Source organism: Kitasatospora sp. NPDC059160 (assembly GCF_042755465.1).
Taxonomy (GTDB): Bacteria; Actinomycetota; Actinomycetes; order Streptomycetales; family Streptomycetaceae; genus Kitasatospora.
The window spans coordinates 53,743-70,897 of record NZ_JBHZCN010000028.1 but is presented as its reverse complement, the minus strand read 5'-3'; the positions used below and the strand labels follow the sequence as shown (position 1 = coordinate 70,897).

The 17,155-nt window shown below is 75.7% G+C and carries 10 protein-coding genes; 7 read left to right on the top strand and 3 right to left on the bottom strand.

Going from position 1 to position 17,155, the window contains the following annotated elements:
* Positions 1 to 32: 32 nt before the first annotated feature.
* The 4 genes from ACFXOZ_RS14645 to ACFXOZ_RS14630 all read left to right on the top strand — a co-directional run bounded on the left by ACFXOZ_RS14645 (position 33) and on the right by ACFXOZ_RS14630 (position 10,294).
* On the top strand, positions 33 to 2,054 hold the full coding sequence (locus tag ACFXOZ_RS14645) for a flotillin family protein (RefSeq protein ID WP_380590438.1): 2,022 nt from the start codon (positions 33 to 35) through the stop codon (positions 2,052 to 2,054).
* Between the two features lie 47 nt (positions 2,055 to 2,101).
* Positions 2,102 to 6,856, top strand: coding sequence for a DNA repair ATPase (locus ACFXOZ_RS14640; RefSeq protein ID WP_380590435.1), 4,755 nt, complete (start codon positions 2,102 to 2,104; stop codon positions 6,854 to 6,856).
* 70 nt (positions 6,857 to 6,926) lie between these two features.
* The gene (locus tag ACFXOZ_RS14635; RefSeq protein WP_380590432.1) at positions 6,927 to 7,727 is read left to right on the top strand and encodes an ABC transporter ATP-binding protein; all 801 of its coding nucleotides are present in this window, start codon (positions 6,927 to 6,929) and stop codon (positions 7,725 to 7,727) included.
* Complete coding sequence (locus ACFXOZ_RS14630) at positions 7,721 to 10,294, top strand: ABC transporter permease (protein WP_380590429.1); 2,574 nt, start codon at positions 7,721 to 7,723, stop codon at positions 10,292 to 10,294. The genes ACFXOZ_RS14635 and ACFXOZ_RS14630 overlap by 7 nt, the downstream gene beginning before the upstream one ends.
* A gap of 134 nt (positions 10,295 to 10,428) precedes the next feature.
* Here ACFXOZ_RS14630 and ACFXOZ_RS14625 read toward each other — a convergent pair whose 3' ends face one another.
* The gene (locus tag ACFXOZ_RS14625; protein WP_380523245.1) at positions 10,429 to 11,040 is read right to left on the bottom strand and encodes a TetR/AcrR family transcriptional regulator C-terminal ligand-binding domain-containing protein; all 612 of its coding nucleotides are present in this window, start codon (positions 11,038 to 11,040) and stop codon (positions 10,429 to 10,431) included.
* A gap of 146 nt (positions 11,041 to 11,186) precedes the next feature.
* Between ACFXOZ_RS14625 and ACFXOZ_RS14620 the strand changes: the two genes are divergently transcribed.
* From ACFXOZ_RS14620 to ACFXOZ_RS14610, 3 genes are all read left to right on the top strand, one after another.
* On the top strand, positions 11,187 to 12,239 hold the full coding sequence (locus tag ACFXOZ_RS14620; RefSeq protein ID WP_380590426.1) for an alpha/beta fold hydrolase: 1,053 nt from the start codon (positions 11,187 to 11,189) through the stop codon (positions 12,237 to 12,239).
* A 94-nt stretch (positions 12,240 to 12,333) separates the two neighbouring features.
* Entirely contained in the window at positions 12,334 to 13,200 is an 867-nt protein-coding gene (locus ACFXOZ_RS14615; protein ID WP_380523247.1) for a methyltransferase domain-containing protein, read from the top strand.
* Positions 13,201 to 13,205: 5 nt separating this feature from the next.
* Positions 13,206 to 14,282, top strand: coding sequence for an aromatic ring-hydroxylating dioxygenase subunit alpha (locus tag ACFXOZ_RS14610; RefSeq protein ID WP_380590423.1), 1,077 nt, complete (start codon positions 13,206 to 13,208; stop codon positions 14,280 to 14,282).
* An 8-nt stretch (positions 14,283 to 14,290) separates the two neighbouring features.
* Here ACFXOZ_RS14610 and ACFXOZ_RS14605 read toward each other — a convergent pair whose 3' ends face one another.
* Entirely contained in the window at positions 14,291 to 15,982 is a 1,692-nt protein-coding gene (locus ACFXOZ_RS14605) for an FAD-dependent oxidoreductase (protein WP_380590420.1), read from the bottom strand.
* 35 nt (positions 15,983 to 16,017) lie between these two features.
* Positions 16,018 to 16,959 (bottom strand): diiron oxygenase, encoded by a 942-nt coding sequence (locus ACFXOZ_RS14600; RefSeq protein ID WP_380523249.1) that lies wholly within the window; start codon positions 16,957 to 16,959, stop codon positions 16,018 to 16,020.
* Positions 16,960 to 17,155 lie beyond the last annotated feature (196 nt).

The following is a 17,155-nucleotide window of genomic DNA, read 5'->3' as shown; positions in this document are numbered from 1 at the left end:
TTCGCACCACCATCCCGTCAAAGGACTCCGTGATGGACACCATCGCCGTGGGTTTCGGCGTACTCATCGCCGTCGTGCTGCTCATCCTGCTCGCCGCGCTGCTCTTCGTGGGGCGCCTGTTCCAGAAGGTCGAGCAGGGCAAGGCCCTGATCGTCTCCCGCACCAAGAGCGTGGACGTCACCTTCACCGGGGCGATCGTCCTGCCGGTCCTGCACAAGGCCGAGTTGATGGACATCACGGCGAAGACGGTGGAGATCCACCGGGCCGGCCGGGACGGCCTGATCTGCCGGGACAACATCCGGGCGGACATCCGGATCTCCTTCTTCGTCCGGGTGAACAAGACCGTCGAGGACGTCGTCAAGGTGGCCCAGTCGATCGGCACCGCCCGGGCCAGCGACCCGCAGGCGATCCAGGACTTCTTCGCGGCGAAGTTCGCCGAGGCGCTCAAGACCGTCGGCAAGCAGCTGGACTTCACCGACCTCTACACCCACCGGCACGAGTTCCGGGACCAGATCATCGCGGTCATCGGCACCGACCTCAACGGCTACACCCTCGAGGACGCGGCCATCGACCACCTCGAACAGACCCCGATGAGCCAGCTGGACGGCGACAACATCCTGGACGCCCAGGGCATCCGCAAGATCACCGAGCTGACCGCGATCGAGCACGTGCGCACCAACGAGTACCAGCGCAACGAGGAGAAGGAGATCACCCGGCAGAACGTGGACGCCCGGGAGACAGTCCTGGAGCTGGAGCGCCGCCAGGCCGACGCCGAGATCCGCCAGCGCCGCGAGATCGAGACCCTGCGGGCCAAGGAGGACGCGGTGATCGCCCGGGTGCAGGAGGAGGAGCGGCTCACCGCCCAGACCGCCTTCCTGCGCACCGAGGAGGTGCTCGGGGTGCAGCGGGAGAACCAGGCCCGCGAGGTCGCGGTGGCGCAGAAGAACCGCGAGCGGGTCATCGCGGTGGAGAACGAGCGGATCGAGAAGGACCGCCTGCTGGAGGTCGTCGGCCGCGAGCGGGAGACCGAACTCGCCGTGATGGCCAAGCAGAAGGAGGTCGAGTCCCGCCGCCGGGAGGTCGCCGACGTGGTCCGCGAGCGGGTCGCGGTCGAGCGCACCGTCGCCGAGCAGGAGGAGGCCGTGAAGACCATGCGGGCCGTCGAGGAGGCCGAGCGGATGCGCAAGGCCGTGGTCATCCAGGCCGAGGCGGAGGCCCAGGAGAAGCTGGTCAAGGACATCAAGGCCGCCGAGGCCGCCGAGCAGGCCGCCTCGCACAAGGCCCGCGAGTCGCTGGTGCTGGCCGAGGCCCGGCAGCAGGCCGCCGAACTGGACGCGGCCGCCAAGGTCAAGCTGGCCGAGGGCGTCCGGGCGGAGGCCGCCGCCGAGGGCCTGGCCCGGGTGCAGGTGCGGGAGCAGGAGGCCGCCGCGGTGGAGAAGGTCGGCCGCGCCGAGGCCGTGGTGCAGACCGAGAAGGCCAGGGCGAGCGCGCTGGAGGTCGGCGCCAAGCTCAAGGCCGAGGCCGAGGGCCTGACCGAGAAGGCCGCGGCGATGGCCAAGCTGGACGAGGCCTCGCGCGGGCACGAGGAGTACCGGCTGCGGCTGGCCGCCGAGAAGGACGTCCGCCTGGCCGGGCTGGACACCCAGCGGCAGATCGCCGAGGCGCAGGCCGCGCTGGTCGCCGCCGGGCTGGAGAAGGCCAAGATCGACATCGTCGGCGGGGACTCGGTCTTCTTCGACCGGCTGGTGCAGTCGGTGACGGCCGGCAAGAGCGTGGACGCCTTCGTCGGCCACTCGCAGACCGCCCAGGCCCTGGCCGGGCCCTGGCTGGACGGCAGCGCCGACTTCACCAAGGACCTCACCCGGGTGCTGTCCTCGGTCTCCACCGCGGACGTGCAGAACCTGACGGTGTCCGCGCTGCTCCTCAAGCTGATCGGCGGCGGCGGCGAGCAGGCCGGACAGCTGCGCCAACTGCTCGACTCCGCACGGAAGCTGGGCATCGCGGAGACCCCGATCGGGGCGCTCACCGGCGCCGCCGTGAACGGCAGCAAGTAGTCACCCGCCGAGCAGCAGCAGGCAGACACCCGCCGAACACCAGGGGAATGACCGTGGAAGCCCTCGACGACGCCCGGCCCGACGCCGGCAGCTACGAGGTCCTGCGTGGCCGGCTCGCCCGGGCCGCCGCCGAACTCGCCGACCGCGCGGAGGCGTTGAACACCCGCCGGGTCGCCGAGTTCGGCGGCGGGGAACTACGGCTCACCGGCACCGGGCGGCTCACCACCGCCCGGGCCTGCCTGCCGCAGGACCTCACCGCCGTCGGCGGCCGACTGCTGCTCGGCACCCGCCCGGCCGAGGCGGAGGGCGGCACCGAGGACTTCACCGACCTCCTCTCCCTCCACCGGCCCGACGACCTCTCCCCCGCCGACGGCACCCTGCTGGACGACCCCCGGCTGCGCCAGGACCTCACCGACCTGCGCCGCTACTTCCGCGACGCCCGGCTGGAACGGCTGCGCCCGGTCGGCGGCCGGCTGCTCGCCGTCTTCCGCACCGGCCCGGCCGCCACCGACGTCCGGGTGCTGCGCTGGCGCCTCGACGACGACCGCGCCACCTACCAGGACGGCCGCGGCGAACGCGACCACACCCCCGCCGACGGCCGCCAGCTCGACTGGACCCCGCTCACCCGCGACGACCAGCTGCCCGCCGCCCCCGGCACCGCACCGCGCGCCGACCTCGCCGGGGAACTCCACCTCGGCGTGGACGGCGGCCGGCTCACCCTCACCACCCCCGACGGCCGCGAACTGCACCGGGAACCGCTCGCCGAGGCCCTCCAGACCCTCGCCGACGCCCAGGTCGCCCACGCCCGGCTCGCCACCCTGCTGCTGGTGCGGGTCCGCCCGTACCAGGAGGAGACCGTCCGGCACCTGGTGGTCCACCTGCCCACCGGCCGGGTCACCCGGATCGACGCCCTCGGCCAGGCCTGCCTGCGGCTGCCCGCCGACCAGGGCGTGGCCTTCCCCGGCGGCTGCCACCTCGCCGACGGCACCGTGCGCACCTTCGACCAGCCGGTCGACGGCCTCGCCTACGAACGCACCGTCCTCTCCCCCAACGGCGAGGACCTGCTGTACGAGTTCCGCTCCGCCACCGACGGCCGGGCGCTGCTCCAGCCGTACAACTCCGTCCGCCAGGAGGCCGCCGCCCCGCTCGCCTGCCAGGGCTACGCACTGCTCGACGACGGCACCCTGATCGCGCTGCGCCCCGCCGAGGACGGCCCGACCCGGCTGCACCCCGTCCAGCTCTGGCAGAGCCCGTTCACCAGCGAGCGGCACGCCGCCGAACAGCCGCCCGGCACCGGCCCGCTGGCCCGGATCGGCAACGCCGACCTGGTCCGCGGCCTGGCCGACTGCCTCGCCCTCGCCCGGCTGGCCGCGGCCGGCGCCGACACCCCGGCCGGGCACCACGCCGTGCTCACCGCCTGCACCCGCACCGCCGACCGACACCACTGGCTCGGCCAGAGCGGCCTCGGCGACCTCGCCGCACCACTCGCCGAGATCCGCGACACCGCCCGGCAGGTGATCGCCGAGTACGAGGCGGTCGCCCAGCTCACCGCCCACGCCGCCGCCCGCACCGAGGAGACCGCCGAACACGTCGAGGGCCTGCTGCGCACGGCGCGCGGCGAGACCATCGCCGACGCCGCCGAATGGGTCGACCGGCTGGCCGCGCTGCGCCGCGCCCAGGGCCGGGTGGAGGCCCTGCGGGACCTGCCGCGCGCCCGGGCGGAACGGATCGACGCGCTGGCCGAGCACCTCGCCGAGGGGCTGGCCGAGGCCGCCGACCGAGCAGTGGTCCAGCTCGCCGAACCCGCCGCCTTCGAGCCCCACCGGCGCCGGGCCGGCGAGCTGGCCGAGCGCTGCGCCGCGCTGGCGACCGCCGCCGAGGCCGAGCCGCTGGGCCTCGAACTCACGGCGCAGAGCGAGGCGTTGCAGACCGTCTCGGAGCTGGTCGGCACCCTCGACCTGGCCGACGCCACCACCCGCACCGCCATCCTGGACCGGCTCGCCGACGTCCTCGGACTGCTCAACCGGGCCCGCAGCACGCTGACCGTCCGCCGCCGCGAGCTGCGCACCCGCGAGGCCGCCGCCGAGTTCGCCGCCGAGACGGCGCTGCTCGCCCAGGCCGTCACCGCGGCGCTGGCCGCCGCCGACACCCCCGAGGCCTGCGACGACCGGCTCGGCCGCCTGCTGCTGCGGATCGAGCAGCTGGAGACCCGCTTCGCCGACGCCGACCCGGCGCTCGGCGAACAGCTCACCGAACGCCGCACCGAGATCCACGACGCCCTCACCGCCCGCCGCCAGCACCTGCTGGAGCAGCGGGCCGGGCGGGCCGACCGGCTGGCCGCCTCCGCCGAACGGATCCTCGACACCCTGCACCGGCGGCTGGCCGCCCTGGGCACTCTCGAGGAGATCGAGGCCGCGTTCGCCGCCGACCCGACGGCCGTCAAACTCCGCGACCTCGCTGGACAGTTGACCGCCCTCGGCGACCGGGTCCGGGCCGAGGAGCTGACCGGACGGCTGCGCGCCGCGCGCGGCCGCGCCCACCGGGCGCTGCGCGACCGCGCCGAGCTCGCCGGAGACGGCCCCGGCACCCTGCGACTGGGCCGCCACCTGTTCGCGGTCACCACCCAGCGCCCCGAACTCACCCTGCTGCCCTGGCGGGGCCGCCCCGCCTTCACCCTCACCGGCACCGACTACCGCGCCCCGGTCACCGACCCGGCCTTCGCCGCCACCGAGCGGTACTGGGACCGGCCGCTGCCCTCCGAGACGCCCGCGCTCTACCGCGCCGAGTACCTGGCCGCGAGCCTGCTGCTGGCCGCCGAGCCGGGGGAACCCGACGGCGACCTGCTGGAGTACGTCCGGCGGGCCGCCGAACGGCGCCCGGACGAGGGCTACCAGCGCGGGGTGCACGACCACGACGCCGCGCTGGTGCTCCGCGCCCTGCTCGAACTCCGCGCCGAGGCGGGCCTGTTGCGGCACCCGGCGGCGGCCCGGGCGGCCGCCCAGCTGTACTGGGCGCACGGCGCGGACGAACGGCAGCGGCTGGTCTGGCACACCCGGGCCCGCTCGCTGGGCCTCGCCCGGCAGGCGTACGGCGGCGCGGTGCCGGCGCTGGCCGCACTGGCGGCCGAACTGTCGTCCGCCGTGGCGGAGTTCGCCCCGACCGGGTCCGGCCCGGGCGCGGCCGGGGCCGGCACTGGCGCTGGCGCCGAGGCCGAACCGGCCGGGGCCTACCTGGTCGCCGAACTCGCCTCCGAGACACCGGAGTTCACGTACTCCCCCGGGGCCCGCGCACTGCTGGAGAAGTTCCACGCCGCCCCGGAGTCCGCCGGGCTGACCGAGGCCCTGACCGCCCTGCCGGAGGACCCCTCCCTGCTCCCCGTACGGCACCAACTGGCCACCGCCTGGCTGGAGTCGGCCGCCTCCGACGCCGAACCGGGCGACCTCGCCGAGGCCGCCGCCGTACTGCTCTGCCCGACGCTGCCGCGCCGCCGCGCCGCGGGCGCCGTCGGCACCCGGCTGACCGGACTGCTCGGCGACCACCCGCGCCTGCGCGGCGGTGCGCTGGACCTCCGCCTGGACGAACTGCTCGCCCGGGTCCGCGGGTTCGAGGCGGTCGACGTCCCCGGACACCGCGCCTACCAGCGGCTGCGCGGTGAGCTGCTGGCCGCCGAACACGCCCGGCTGCGGCTCGACCAGTACCGGCCCGCATCGCTCAACGGCTTCGTCCGCAACCGGCTGATCGACCAGGTGTACCTGCCGCTGATCGGCGACAACCTCGCCAAGCAGCTCGGCACCGCCGGCCCCGGCGGCCCCGTGGACCGCAGCGGCCTGCTGCTGCTGGTCTCCCCGCCCGGCTACGGCAAGACCACCCTGGTCGAGTACCTCGCCGAGCGGCTCGGCCTGCTGCTGGTCTCGGTCAGCGGCCCGGCACTCGGCCACCGGGTCACCTCGCTGGACCCGGCCGAGGCCCCCGACGCCGCCGCCCGGCGCGAACTGGAGAAGCTCAACTTCGCCCTGCACGCCGGCGACAACGTGCTGCTCCACCTCGACGACGTGCAGCACACCTCGCCCGAGTTCCTGCAGCGCTTCATCCCGCTGTGCGACGCCCAGCGCCGGATCGACGGCGTCGCGGACGGCGGGGCCCGCGAGTGGGACCTGCGCGGCAAGCGCTTCGCCGTGGTGATGGCCGCCAACCCGTACACCGAGTCCGGCCGGCTCTTCCGGCTCCCCGACATGCTCGCCAACCGGGCCGACGTGTGGAACCTCGGCGACGCCGTGGCCGGCCGGGAGGACCTCTTCGCGCTCAGCTTCGTCGAGAACGCCCTGCCCGCCAGCCCCCACCTGGCCCCGCTCGCCACCGCCGAACGCACCGACCTGGACACCCTGCTCGCCCGCGCCGGCGGCACCCCGGGCGGCACCCTGACCGGCGCCTGGCCGGCCGCCGAGGTCGAGCGGATGACCGCCGTCCTGGCCGGGCTGCTCCACCTGCGCGGCACCGTCCTGGCCGTCAACCGCGCCTACCTCGCCTCCGCCGCCCAGGACGACCGCGCCCGCACCGAGCCGCCGTTCCTGCTCCAGGGCTCCTACCGCAACATGGCCAAGCTCGCCCAGCGCCTCGACCCGGCCCTCACCCGCCCCGAACTCGACGCCCTGCTCACCGACCACTACCGCGCCGAGGCCCAACCCCTGGGCGCCGACGCCGAGGCCCAGCTCCTGAAACTCGCCGACCTGCGCGGCACCCTGACCCCGGAGCAGGCGCAGCGCTGGGAGCGGTTGAAGCGCCGGTGGTGCGAGGGGGTGTAGCTGGCTGTACCCCCGGAAGTGAACCCCTGGCCATTGAGCCGCCCCCGCCCCGGGCGGTGGGATGGGGATCATGAACGCCGCCGCCCCCGCCACCGACCTCGCCGTCGAACTCCGCTCCGTCCGCCGGACCTACCGGCGCGGGCCCGAACCCGTCGTCGGGCTCGACGACGTGACCGTCGGGTTCCCCTTCGGCACCTTCACCGCCGTCATGGGGCCGTCCGGGTCGGGCAAGTCGACGCTGCTGCGTGCGGCCGCCGGGCTGGAGGCGGTCGACCGGGGCGAGGTGCGGGTGGACGGTGCCGTGCTCGGCGGGCTGCGGGACAAGGAGCTGACGGTGCTGCGCCGGGAGCGGATCGGCTTCGTCTTCCAGTCCTTCAACCTGCTGCCCGCGCTGACCGCGGCGCAGAACGTGGCGCTCCCGGCCAGGCTGTCCGGCCGCCGCCCCGCCGCGGCGGAGGTGGCCGCCGCGCTGGCCGCCGTCGGCCTCGCCGACCGGGCCGGGCACCGGCCGGGCGAGCTCTCCGGCGGCCAGCAGCAGCGGGTCGCCATCGCCCGGGCGCTGATCACCCGCCCGGCGGTGCTGCTCGCCGACGAGCCGACCGGCGCGCTGGACACCCGCAGCGGCCGCGAGGTGCTCACCCTGCTGCGCGGGATGGCCGACGACCCCGGCCGCGCGGTGGTGATGGTCACCCACGACCCGGTCGCCGCCTCGTCCGCGGACCGGGTGCTCTTCCTCCGGGACGGACGGCTGGCCGGCTCCCTGGAGCGGCCGACCGCCGAGCAGGTCGCCGCCCGGATGACCGCGCTGGAGACCGACCCGGTGGAGGCCGACCCGGTGGAGGCCCGTACCCCGGAGGCCCTCGCATGCTGAGCCTCGCCCTCGCCTCCGTCCGGCTCCGCTGGGCCTCCTTCGTCGGCAGCTTCGTCGCCCTGGCCTGCGGCGTCGCCCTGCTGGCCACTTCGCTCCTGGTCATCTCGGCCACCGTCGGCGTCCCGGACCAGGGGCGCCAGCGCTTCTCCGAGGCCCCGGTGCTGGTGATCGCCGACCTGAACGTGGACTTCACGCCCGCGGGCGGCGGCGACGTCCAACCGACCCAGGTCCCCGCCCAGCCGGGCCTGCCCGCCGGGCTGCTCGCCGCCGTGGCCGCGACCGGCCGCACGGTCGAGGACCACACCTTCTACGCCCAACTCGCGGACGGCCCGCGCGACCAGGTCGGCCGGGCCTGGTCGAGCGCCGCCCTGGGCGGCTACCGGCTCACCGCGGGCACCGCGCCCGCCACCGACGACCAGGTCGTGCTCGGCGGCGGCCGCCCGGAGCAGATCGGCCGGTCGGTCCGGTTCGTCACCGCCGACGGCCCGCACACCGCGACGGTCTCCGGCGTCACCGGGGCCGAGGCCTTCGAGCACGCCGTCTTCTTCACCGACGCCCGGGCCGCCCGGTTCAGCCCCGCCGTCGGCGCGCTGGCCGCCTTCGGCCCCGCCGACGCCGTACGCCGGGCCGTGGAGGCCAACGGCGGGGCCGGCGTGGCCCGGGTGCTCACCGGTGCCGAGCGCGCCCAGGCCGACCCGCACCACGCCGAGGTCGCCGCCCGGCTGGACGGCGTGCAGACGCCGCTCGGCCTGTCCGCCGCGGTCTCCGGCGGCACCGCGGTGTTCGTGGTGGGCGGCACCTTCGCGCTGTCGATCGCCCAGCGCCGCCGCGAACTCGCCCTGCTGCGGCTGATCGGCGCCACCCGCCGCCAGCTGCGCGCCCTGGTCCTCCGGGAGGCGCTGGTGGTCGGTGTGCTGGCCTCCGCCGCCGGGTGCGCGCTCGGCGCGGTCGGGGCGGCGCCGGCCGGCCGCTGGCTGGTCGACCACGACCTGGTGCCGGACGGGTTCACCGTCCCGGTGACCGGGTGGGGGCTGCTCGTCGCAGGCGCGATCGGGCTGCTGACCGCGCTCACCGGCGTGCTGTCCTCCGCAGTGAAGGCCGGCCTGATCAGCCCCGGCGAGGCGCTCGCGGAGGCGGACGCCGAGCGGACCTCGCGCGCCGCCCTGGCGTTCCGCTGGGCGAGCGGCCTGCTGGTGCTCGGCGGCGGCATCGCCGCCCTCGCGCTGACCGCCCGCGGCTGGCCGGACGCAGCGGCGAGCGTCGCCGACGCGCTCGCCCTGCTGCTGCCGATCGTGGCCGGCTGCGTGCTGCTGGCGGCCGTGCTGGCCGGGCCGGCGATCCGGCTGCTGACGGCGCTGCCCGCACTGGTGGCCCGGCTGCGCGGCCGGTCCGTCGAGGACGGCGGCGGCATCGTCTGGGCGACCGCCCGGCAGAGTGCGCTGACGGCCTTCCGGCGCACCGCCGCGACCACCACCCCGGTGGTGCTGATCGTCGCCTTCGCCGGCTGCCTGGTCGGCAGCATCGACACCATCGACCGCGCCCAGGTCACCGAGACCCGCACCCAGCTGTCCGCCGCCGACCTGGTGGTCGTGCCGGCCGGCACCCCCGGGCTGAGCCGGACCGTGGCGGACCGGGTCCGGGCCGTCCCCGGGGTGCGGGCGGCGGTGATCACCCCGACCTCGCTCATGGCCGCCGTGGACGACGGCCAGGCCCTGGTGCCCTTCCGCGCCGCGACGGCGGACCCGGCCGCGCTGGCCGCCGTCGACCGGCTCCCGGTCGTCGCCGGCTCGCTGGCCGACCTCGGCCCGGGCTCGGTCGTGCTCAGCCGCACCTGGCCGGGCTCGCCCGCGGTCGGCGCGCGGATCGCCGTCCGGCTGGCCGACGGCACCCCGCGGGAGCTGCGGGTCGCGGCCCTGCTGGGCACCGGCGCCGAGGCCGTCCAGGCCTGGGTGACCGACCCCGACGCCGTCACCAGCGGGGTCGGCGGGGTCGGCGGGCCGGCCTTGGCCGAGCGGATCGACCTGCGGCTGCCGCCCGGCGCCGACCGCGCGCAGGCCGCCGCCGCCCTGCGGACGGCCGTGGACGGGCTGGGCGCCCGGCTCGAAACGCCGGAGCAGGTCTGGTCGGCCGCCACCGACAGCACCGCGCGGGACTCCTGGAACGCCCTGCTGATGATCCTCGGCCTGGCGATCGGCTACGCGGTGATCACGCTGGCCAACTCGCTGGTGATGACGACCGGCGACCGGCGGCGGGAGCTGTCCCTGCTGCGGCTGGCCGGCGCCACCCGGGGCCAGGTGCTGCGCACGGTGGCGGTCGAGACCCTGCTCTGCGTGACGGCCGGTGCCCTGCTGGGCGGGCTGGGCACGGCGATCAGCGTCGGCGGCTCCTGGACGGCGCTGACCGCGCTGGTCGGCCCGACGCCCGTGCTGGTGCCGTGGACGGTGATGGGCGTGCTGGCCGCCTGTTGCGCGGCCGTCGCGCTGCCGGCGGCGGTCCTCCCGGCCGCGCTGGCCCTGCGCGGCCGGGACGGCGGCGGCATCCTGCACGGCGCGGCCGGCCCGGCCTGAGGCCCGGCTGCCCGGCTGCTCGACTGATCGGCTCTCGGCTGCTCGGCGAGGGGCCGGTGAACTCCCCTGGAGTCACCGGCCCTTGCGCGTCCGCCCGTCAGGCCCGCGCGTCAGACCCGCGTCAGACCCGCCCGTCAGGCCCGCGCGCGCAGCCCGTCCAGCAGGGCGTCGGCGAGCCGTTCCGGCAGGTCGGGGTCGACCGAGCGGTGTCCGAGCACGGCCCGGGTCTGGATCGGGGCGCAGAGCAGTTCCAGGGCGAGGCGGGCGTCGGTGCCGGCCGGGAGTTCACCGCGCTCGACGGCCCGGTGCACGATGACGCCGGCCCGGTCGAGGCGGGTCTGCCAGAAGGCCTGCCAGGACTCGGCGAGGGCCGGGTCGTCGGAGTTGTGCGCGGCCGCGTGGACGACGGCACGGCCGAGCGGGGTGGCGGTGTAGTCGGCCAGGGCGCGGGCGAAGGCGGCCAGGTCGGTGCGGACGGCCCCGGTGTCGGGGACGGGGATCCCCTCGTCGCTGGCGGTCAGCATGGCGTCCAGCGCCAGCTTCTCCCGACTGCCCCAACGCCGGTACACGGTGGTCTCGTTGACCCCGGCGCGGGCGGCGACGTCGGCGATGCCGAGCCGGGCGAGACCGCCCTCGGCGAGGGCCTCCATGGCCGCGGCCAGGACGGCCTGGCGCACCCGGGCGGCCCGCCCGCCGGGGCGGCGGCGGATCGGCTCCGGTTCCGGTTCCGGTTCCTGCTCGGTCATGCGGCGGTCCCCTCGTTCGGCTCGGAGGCCAGCTTAACGCAGGAGTACTTGCGTTTACGGTCCGCCAGGCGCATAGTCACTAACGCAAGAGTTCCGGCCTTAAGAACCGGAACGTCGAGAGACCCAGCAGCACGGGAGGCACCACCATGTCCTTCACCTGGCCCCTGGACCCGCAGGACCTGTTCGCCGAGCGCCACCCCCAGATGACCCTCGGCCTGCCCGCCGCCGAGGTGGACGCGGTGCGCGCCGCCGTCACCGAGATGTGGCCCGACCGGCCCGGCGGCTGGGTGCACGAGTGGTCCGCCCTGGCCGCCCGGCACGCCGCCGCCGGACGGCACCGGGAGGCCGCCCAGGCGTACGGCTGGGCCAAGTTCCCCTCGCTGGCCGACGCCCCCAAGCGCACCGCGCTCGCCCGCCAGATCGAGCAGTACGTCCTGGCCGCCCCCGGCTTCCCGGTGGAGTTCGAGCGCCGTACCGTCACCGTCCCGTACCGCGGCGGCACCACCTCCCTGCCCGTCCACCTGATGGCCGCCCCCGGCCTGCCCGCCGACGCGCCGGTGCTCCTGGCCAGCGGCGGGGTGGACTCCTGGAAGGCCGACCTGCACGGCATGTGGGAGCAGCTGGCACTCGCCCTGCCGGTGCGGCTGCTGCTGTTCGACCTGGCGGGCACCGGCGAGACCGCCCACCTGCCGATGACCCCGGACGGCGGGGCCGAGGTGATCGAGGGCCTGATCGCCTTCGCCCGTACCCTCGGCGGCGGCCGGGTCGGCCACTTCGGCATCTCGATGGGCGGCTACTACGCGGCCCGCACCGGCCTGACCGGCGCCGTGGACGCGGCGGTGGTGCTCGGCGGGCCGGTGGAGCGGTCCTTCGCGCGCGGCCGCGGCTTCGCCTTCGGCATGGACGGCATCGTCGGCAACGCCCTGGGCTTCGACGCGATGCCGGGCCCGACGGCCCGCGAGGACGCGTTCGCCGCCTTCGACCTGCGCCCGCTGCTGGACCGGGACGCCAACGGGCCGATGCTGGTGGTCAACGGCGCGGACGACGTGCACGTCCCCCAGCACGACACCCTGGTGTTCACCGGGCGCCGGGACACCCGGGTCGAACTCGTCCCGGACACCGGCCACTGCGCGATCTCGCGCTTCGGCGAGGCGATGGGGCTGATCGTGCCCTGGCTGCGCGCCACCCTGGTCGGCTGATCAGCCCGTCCGACGACCGTACGAACCCTCCCGGCGGCGCAACCGCCCGTGGCGCCGCCGGGTGGGGTGACGGGCCCGCCGCTAGCGTGACGGCATGGTCGCCCAGGAACTCGATCTCACCGCGCTGCGCCGGGTGTACGGACGCGCCGGGAGCCGGTGGTTCTACACCCGGGTGGCGCGCAACGCCCGGCACTGGGGGTGGACCGAGCCCGGCCAGTCCAAGTGGCGGCTGTGGCGGGCCCAGCGCCAACTCCAGGACGTGCTCGGGCAGAAGCTGGCGCTGCCCGCCGGATCGCGGGTGCTGGACGCGGGCTGCGGGGCCGGGGTGGTGGCCCGGGCGATGGCGACCCGCTTCGGGCTGCTGGTCACCGGGGTCGACGTCCTGGACTTCCACCTCGCCGAGGCCCGCCGGCTGAGCGCCCGCGCCGCGCTGGCCGACCGGACCGACTTCCACTGGGGCGACTACCACGAACTCCCCTTCCCCGACGGCGGATTCGACGGCGGGTTCGACGGCGCCTACTCGATGGAGACGCTCGTCCACTCCTACCACCCGGCCCGCGCGCTCGCCGAGTTCCACCGGGTGCTCCGCCCGGGCGGGCGGCTGGTGCTGCTCGGCCCGATGAGCACCGGCCCGGTGGACCAATTACCCGCACCCGCACGGGCCTTGCTCGAACCGTACCTGGACGCGATGGCGATGACCGGCGCCCTGCTCTACCACGCGGGCACCCTGCCGCAGCTGCTCGCCGGGGCCGGTTTCGAGGTCGAGGAGTCGCTGGACGCGACGCCCTACTACCTGCCGACCACCGAGGCGGTGCACGCGTACTTCCGGCTGCCCTGGGAGCTGCTGCGCCGCCTCGGCGACCCGGCGCGCTGGCTCAACCTCCGTTCCACCGTGGAGATGTACGCGGTGCGCGAGCACATCGCCTGGTACGTCCACACCGCCGTCAAGCCACCGAGGTGACCGCCATGGCCGAGCACTCCGCCCCGCTGCCGTACCCGAGCGGCTGGTTCTGCGTGGGCCGCGCCCGCGACCTGCCACCCGGCCGGGTCCGCACCGCCCGGCTGATGGGCGAGGACGTGGTGCTGTACCGGACGCGGCGGGGCGCGGTGCGCGCGATCGGGCCGCACTGCCCGCACCTGGGCGCGCACTTCGGCGCGGGCGGGCGGGTGCGGGGCGAGGAGCTGGTCTGCCCGTTCCACGGCTTCGCCTTCGCCCCGGACGGCTCCTGCACGGGCTCCCCAAACGGCACCCGGTTCCGCGGCGAGCTGGCGCGGCGCCGGCTGGTCGAGCGGGACGGCGCGCTGTTCGTCTGGCGGGGCGGGCCGGGGAACGGGCCGGAGGGCGGGCCGGACGGCGCCGCGCCCGCCTGGGAGCTGCCGCCGGCGGTCGGGGTGCGGCCGCTGGCCTGGTGGAGCGGGGAGTTGCTCTCCCACCCGCAGGAGGTGATGGAGAACAGCGTCGACTTCCGGCACGTCGCGGTGCTGCACGGCCTGGACACCCGCGAGAGCGCACCACCGGAGCCGGACGGCCCGCTGTTCACCGTCCACCAGCGCACCACCACCCGGTTCCCGGGCCTGGGCGCGGTGAGCCTGGACCAGCCGGTGACCCTGGCCGGGCTGGGCATGATGCGGCTGACGGCCGAACTCCCCGACCTGGGCAGCTCGTTGCTGGTGTGGGTGCTGCCGACACCGCTCGCGCCCTGGCGCACCCTGGTGCGCTTCGCGGTGACCGCCACCGTACCGGTGCCGGGGGTCGGCGCGGCGCGGGCCGTGGACCGGGCGGCGTCCTGGCTGGCACTCCAGGCCTCGGTCCGGATCATCAAGCAGGACCGGCCCGTGCTCGCCCACAAGCGCTACCTGGCGCAGCCGCGACTGGTGCCCGGGGAGCGCTCGATCGGGCTGTTCCGGCGCTGGGCACGGCAGTTCTACCCGGAGGGCTCCGATGCCGGCACGGCCGTGGAGCCGACCGGCAGGACCGTGGAGCCGACCGGCGGCTCCCGGAGCGGGCCGCCCCCTGCGCAGGGCCCCTCCGGAAGGCCGTAGGACGGGCCCTAGCGTCGCCGGCCCGCCGCCAGCAGTTCCGCCACCGTCGCCAGCTTCACCCTCGGCCGTCCCTGCGCCGCACCGCGCTCGCGCTCCGCGCGGTCCACCGCGCGGAGCTCCTTCAACCCGACGGCGTCCGGCCGGCGCCGCCGCACCAGGCGTTCGAACTCCGCCCGCCCCGCCGGGGGTTCCGGCAGCACCCGGGCCACCGCGTCGTCCAGCAGCGCGTCCACCGTCTCCCGCGCGCAGGCCCGGTTGGCCCCGATCCCGCCGGAGGGCCCGCGCTTGGCCCAGCCGACCACGTACGCGCCCGGCAGCGCCTGCCCGGTTGCCGGGTCGACGACCCGGCCGCCCCGCCGGGCGACCGTCCCGGTCCGTTCGTCGAAAGGCAGCCCCGGCAGCGGCACGCCGCGGTGCCCGATGGAGCGCACCACCAGCCCGGCCCGCAGGGTCTCGCGCTCCCCCGTCGTCCCGTCGGGCACGCCGTCCCCGGTCAGCCGCGTCCGCTCGACCGTCAGCCCGGCGACCCGGCCGTCCGCCCCGGCCAGCTCCACCGGGGTCGACAGGAAGCGCAGCACGATCCGCCGGCCCGGCCCCGGCTGCGCGCCCTCGCCGCCCTCGCCGCCCTCGCCGCCCGCGTCCCCGGTGCTCACCAGCGGCAGACCCGCCAGCAGCGCGGCCCGCGAGTCCGGCGCGGCCGCCTCGATCGCCGCCCGCACCTGCGGGTGGTCCTCGACCACCAGCTCGACACCGGGCAGCCGGCGCAGCGCCAGGAACTCCGGTGCGCTCCAGGCCGCCTGCTCGGGCCCGCGCCGGGCCAGCAGCACGACCTCCCGGACCCGGCTGCGGCGCAGCGCGGCCAGGGCGTGGTCGGCGATGTCGGTGACGGCGAGTCGGTCGGGGTCGGTGAGCAGGATGCGGGCGATGTCCACCGCGACGTTGCCGTTGCCGACCACCACGACCCGTTCGGCGGACAGCTCGACCGCGTCGGCGGGCACCGTCGGGTCGGCGTTGTACCAGCCGACGAAGGAGGTCGCGGGCAGGCTGCCGGGCAGGTCCTCACCGGGCACGCCGAGCCTCCGGTCGGCGGCCGCGCCCACCGCGTACACCACCGCGTGGTGGTGCGCGGCGAGTTCCTCGTGGGTGACGTCGGTGCCGACCTCCAGGTTGAGGTGCACCCGCAGCCGGGGGTCGTGGAAGACGCTCGCGAAGCTCTCCGCGATCCGCTTGGTGGACTGGTGGTCGGGGGCGACGCCGTGCCGCAGCAGGCCGCCGGTGACCGGCAGCCGGTCGATCATGGTCAGTTCGGCGCTGGTGCAGCGCAGCAGTTCCTGGGCGGTGTACCCGGCGGAGGGACCGGTGCCGACCACGGCGATCCGCAGGGTGCCGAGTTCGCCCGGCAGGCTGCGCGGGAAGCCGGGCGCGCCCCAGGCGTGGTCGTTGGGGTGGTCGCGGTACCAGTCGCGGTTGAGGTCGCCGAAGACGACGTCCGGACCGCGCAGCCGGTCGACCGGGTACACCGCGTCCACCGGGCAGGCGTCCGCGCAGGCCCCGCAGTCGATGCACGCCTGCGGGTCGATGTAGAGCATGTCGGTGGTGCCGAACTCCGGCTCCTCCGGGGTCGGGTGGATGCAGTTGACCGGGCAGACGGACACGCACGAGGCGTCGTTGCAGCAGGTCCGGGTGATCGCGTAGGCCATGGCCGGGGTGGGTCCTCGCTGTGGGTGACGGATCGTCAGAGCATGTGCACGCGGCGGTAGATCGCCGCCGAACGGCTGGTGATCAGCCCGGTCTCGGCGAGGAAGGCCATCAGGTGCCGGGAGCTGTTGCGCATCATCGCCTTGCGGTGCTCGTTGCCCTTCACCTCGTCGAGGGCGCGGGCGACGTCCAGCCCGACGGCCTTGTAGACGCCCGGGTGGACCATGCTGCTGACGATGACGTACGCGCCGATCGCGATGCCGGTGGCCGAGGCGCGGCGCCGGGCCGGGCCCGCGTGGCGCACCCGTTCGCGGATCTCCTGCCGGGCGAACTTCATGTGCCGCGACTCCTCGACCACGTGGATCCTGGAGCTGCCGCGGACGATCTCCAGGACGTTCTCGCCGCGCATCCAGTCGCGCTGCATGACGTCCAGCACCTCCTCGGCCACCAGGATGCCGCCGTAGGCGAGTTCGCCCTTGGCGAGGGCCTTGAAGGCGCGCCCGGCCTGGGCGATCACCTTGTTGGGCCGGTAGGCGGGGACGCCCATCTTCTGGCAGGCGCGGGCGAACATGATGGAGTGGCGGCACTCGTCGGCGATCTCGGTGAGCGCGAACTGGAACTCGGCGTTGGCGGGGTTCTTGAGGTACTGGTCGCGCAGCACCATCTGCTGGAGGATCATCTCGAACCAGATGCCGGTGTTCATGATCGAGCAGACCTCGTGCCGGGTGAGCGCGATCCGCTGCTGCTCGGTCATCTCGTCCCACAGCCGGGTGCCGTAGAGGGTGCTCCACTCGGGGTTGAGGCCGTAGTGCTCCTCGGGGAGGGGCGCGTCCCAGTCGATCTCGGTCATCGGGTCGTAGGAGAGGGTGGCGGCCGACTCCAGCAGCCGCTTCGAGACGTCGTCGTCGGCCGCCGTGTGGCCGTGTTCCGCCGCCCCGTGGCCGTTCCGGTCCGCCGGCGTCTGCCGGGTGAGAGCCATGGCTGCCTCCTGGTGCCTGCCCCTGCGGGTTCCCGCTCACCCGCCTTATTAGACGGACAGTACAATAAGAGCCCGTTCCCGAGAACCCCTCGCGCAGCGCGGAACCGGCGCACAGCGGACGGCGCGCGCCCCGGCGGCGGGCGGGCACACGGACGTGCGTTTTACGCGGACGTGCGTTTCACACGGGTGTCCGGCG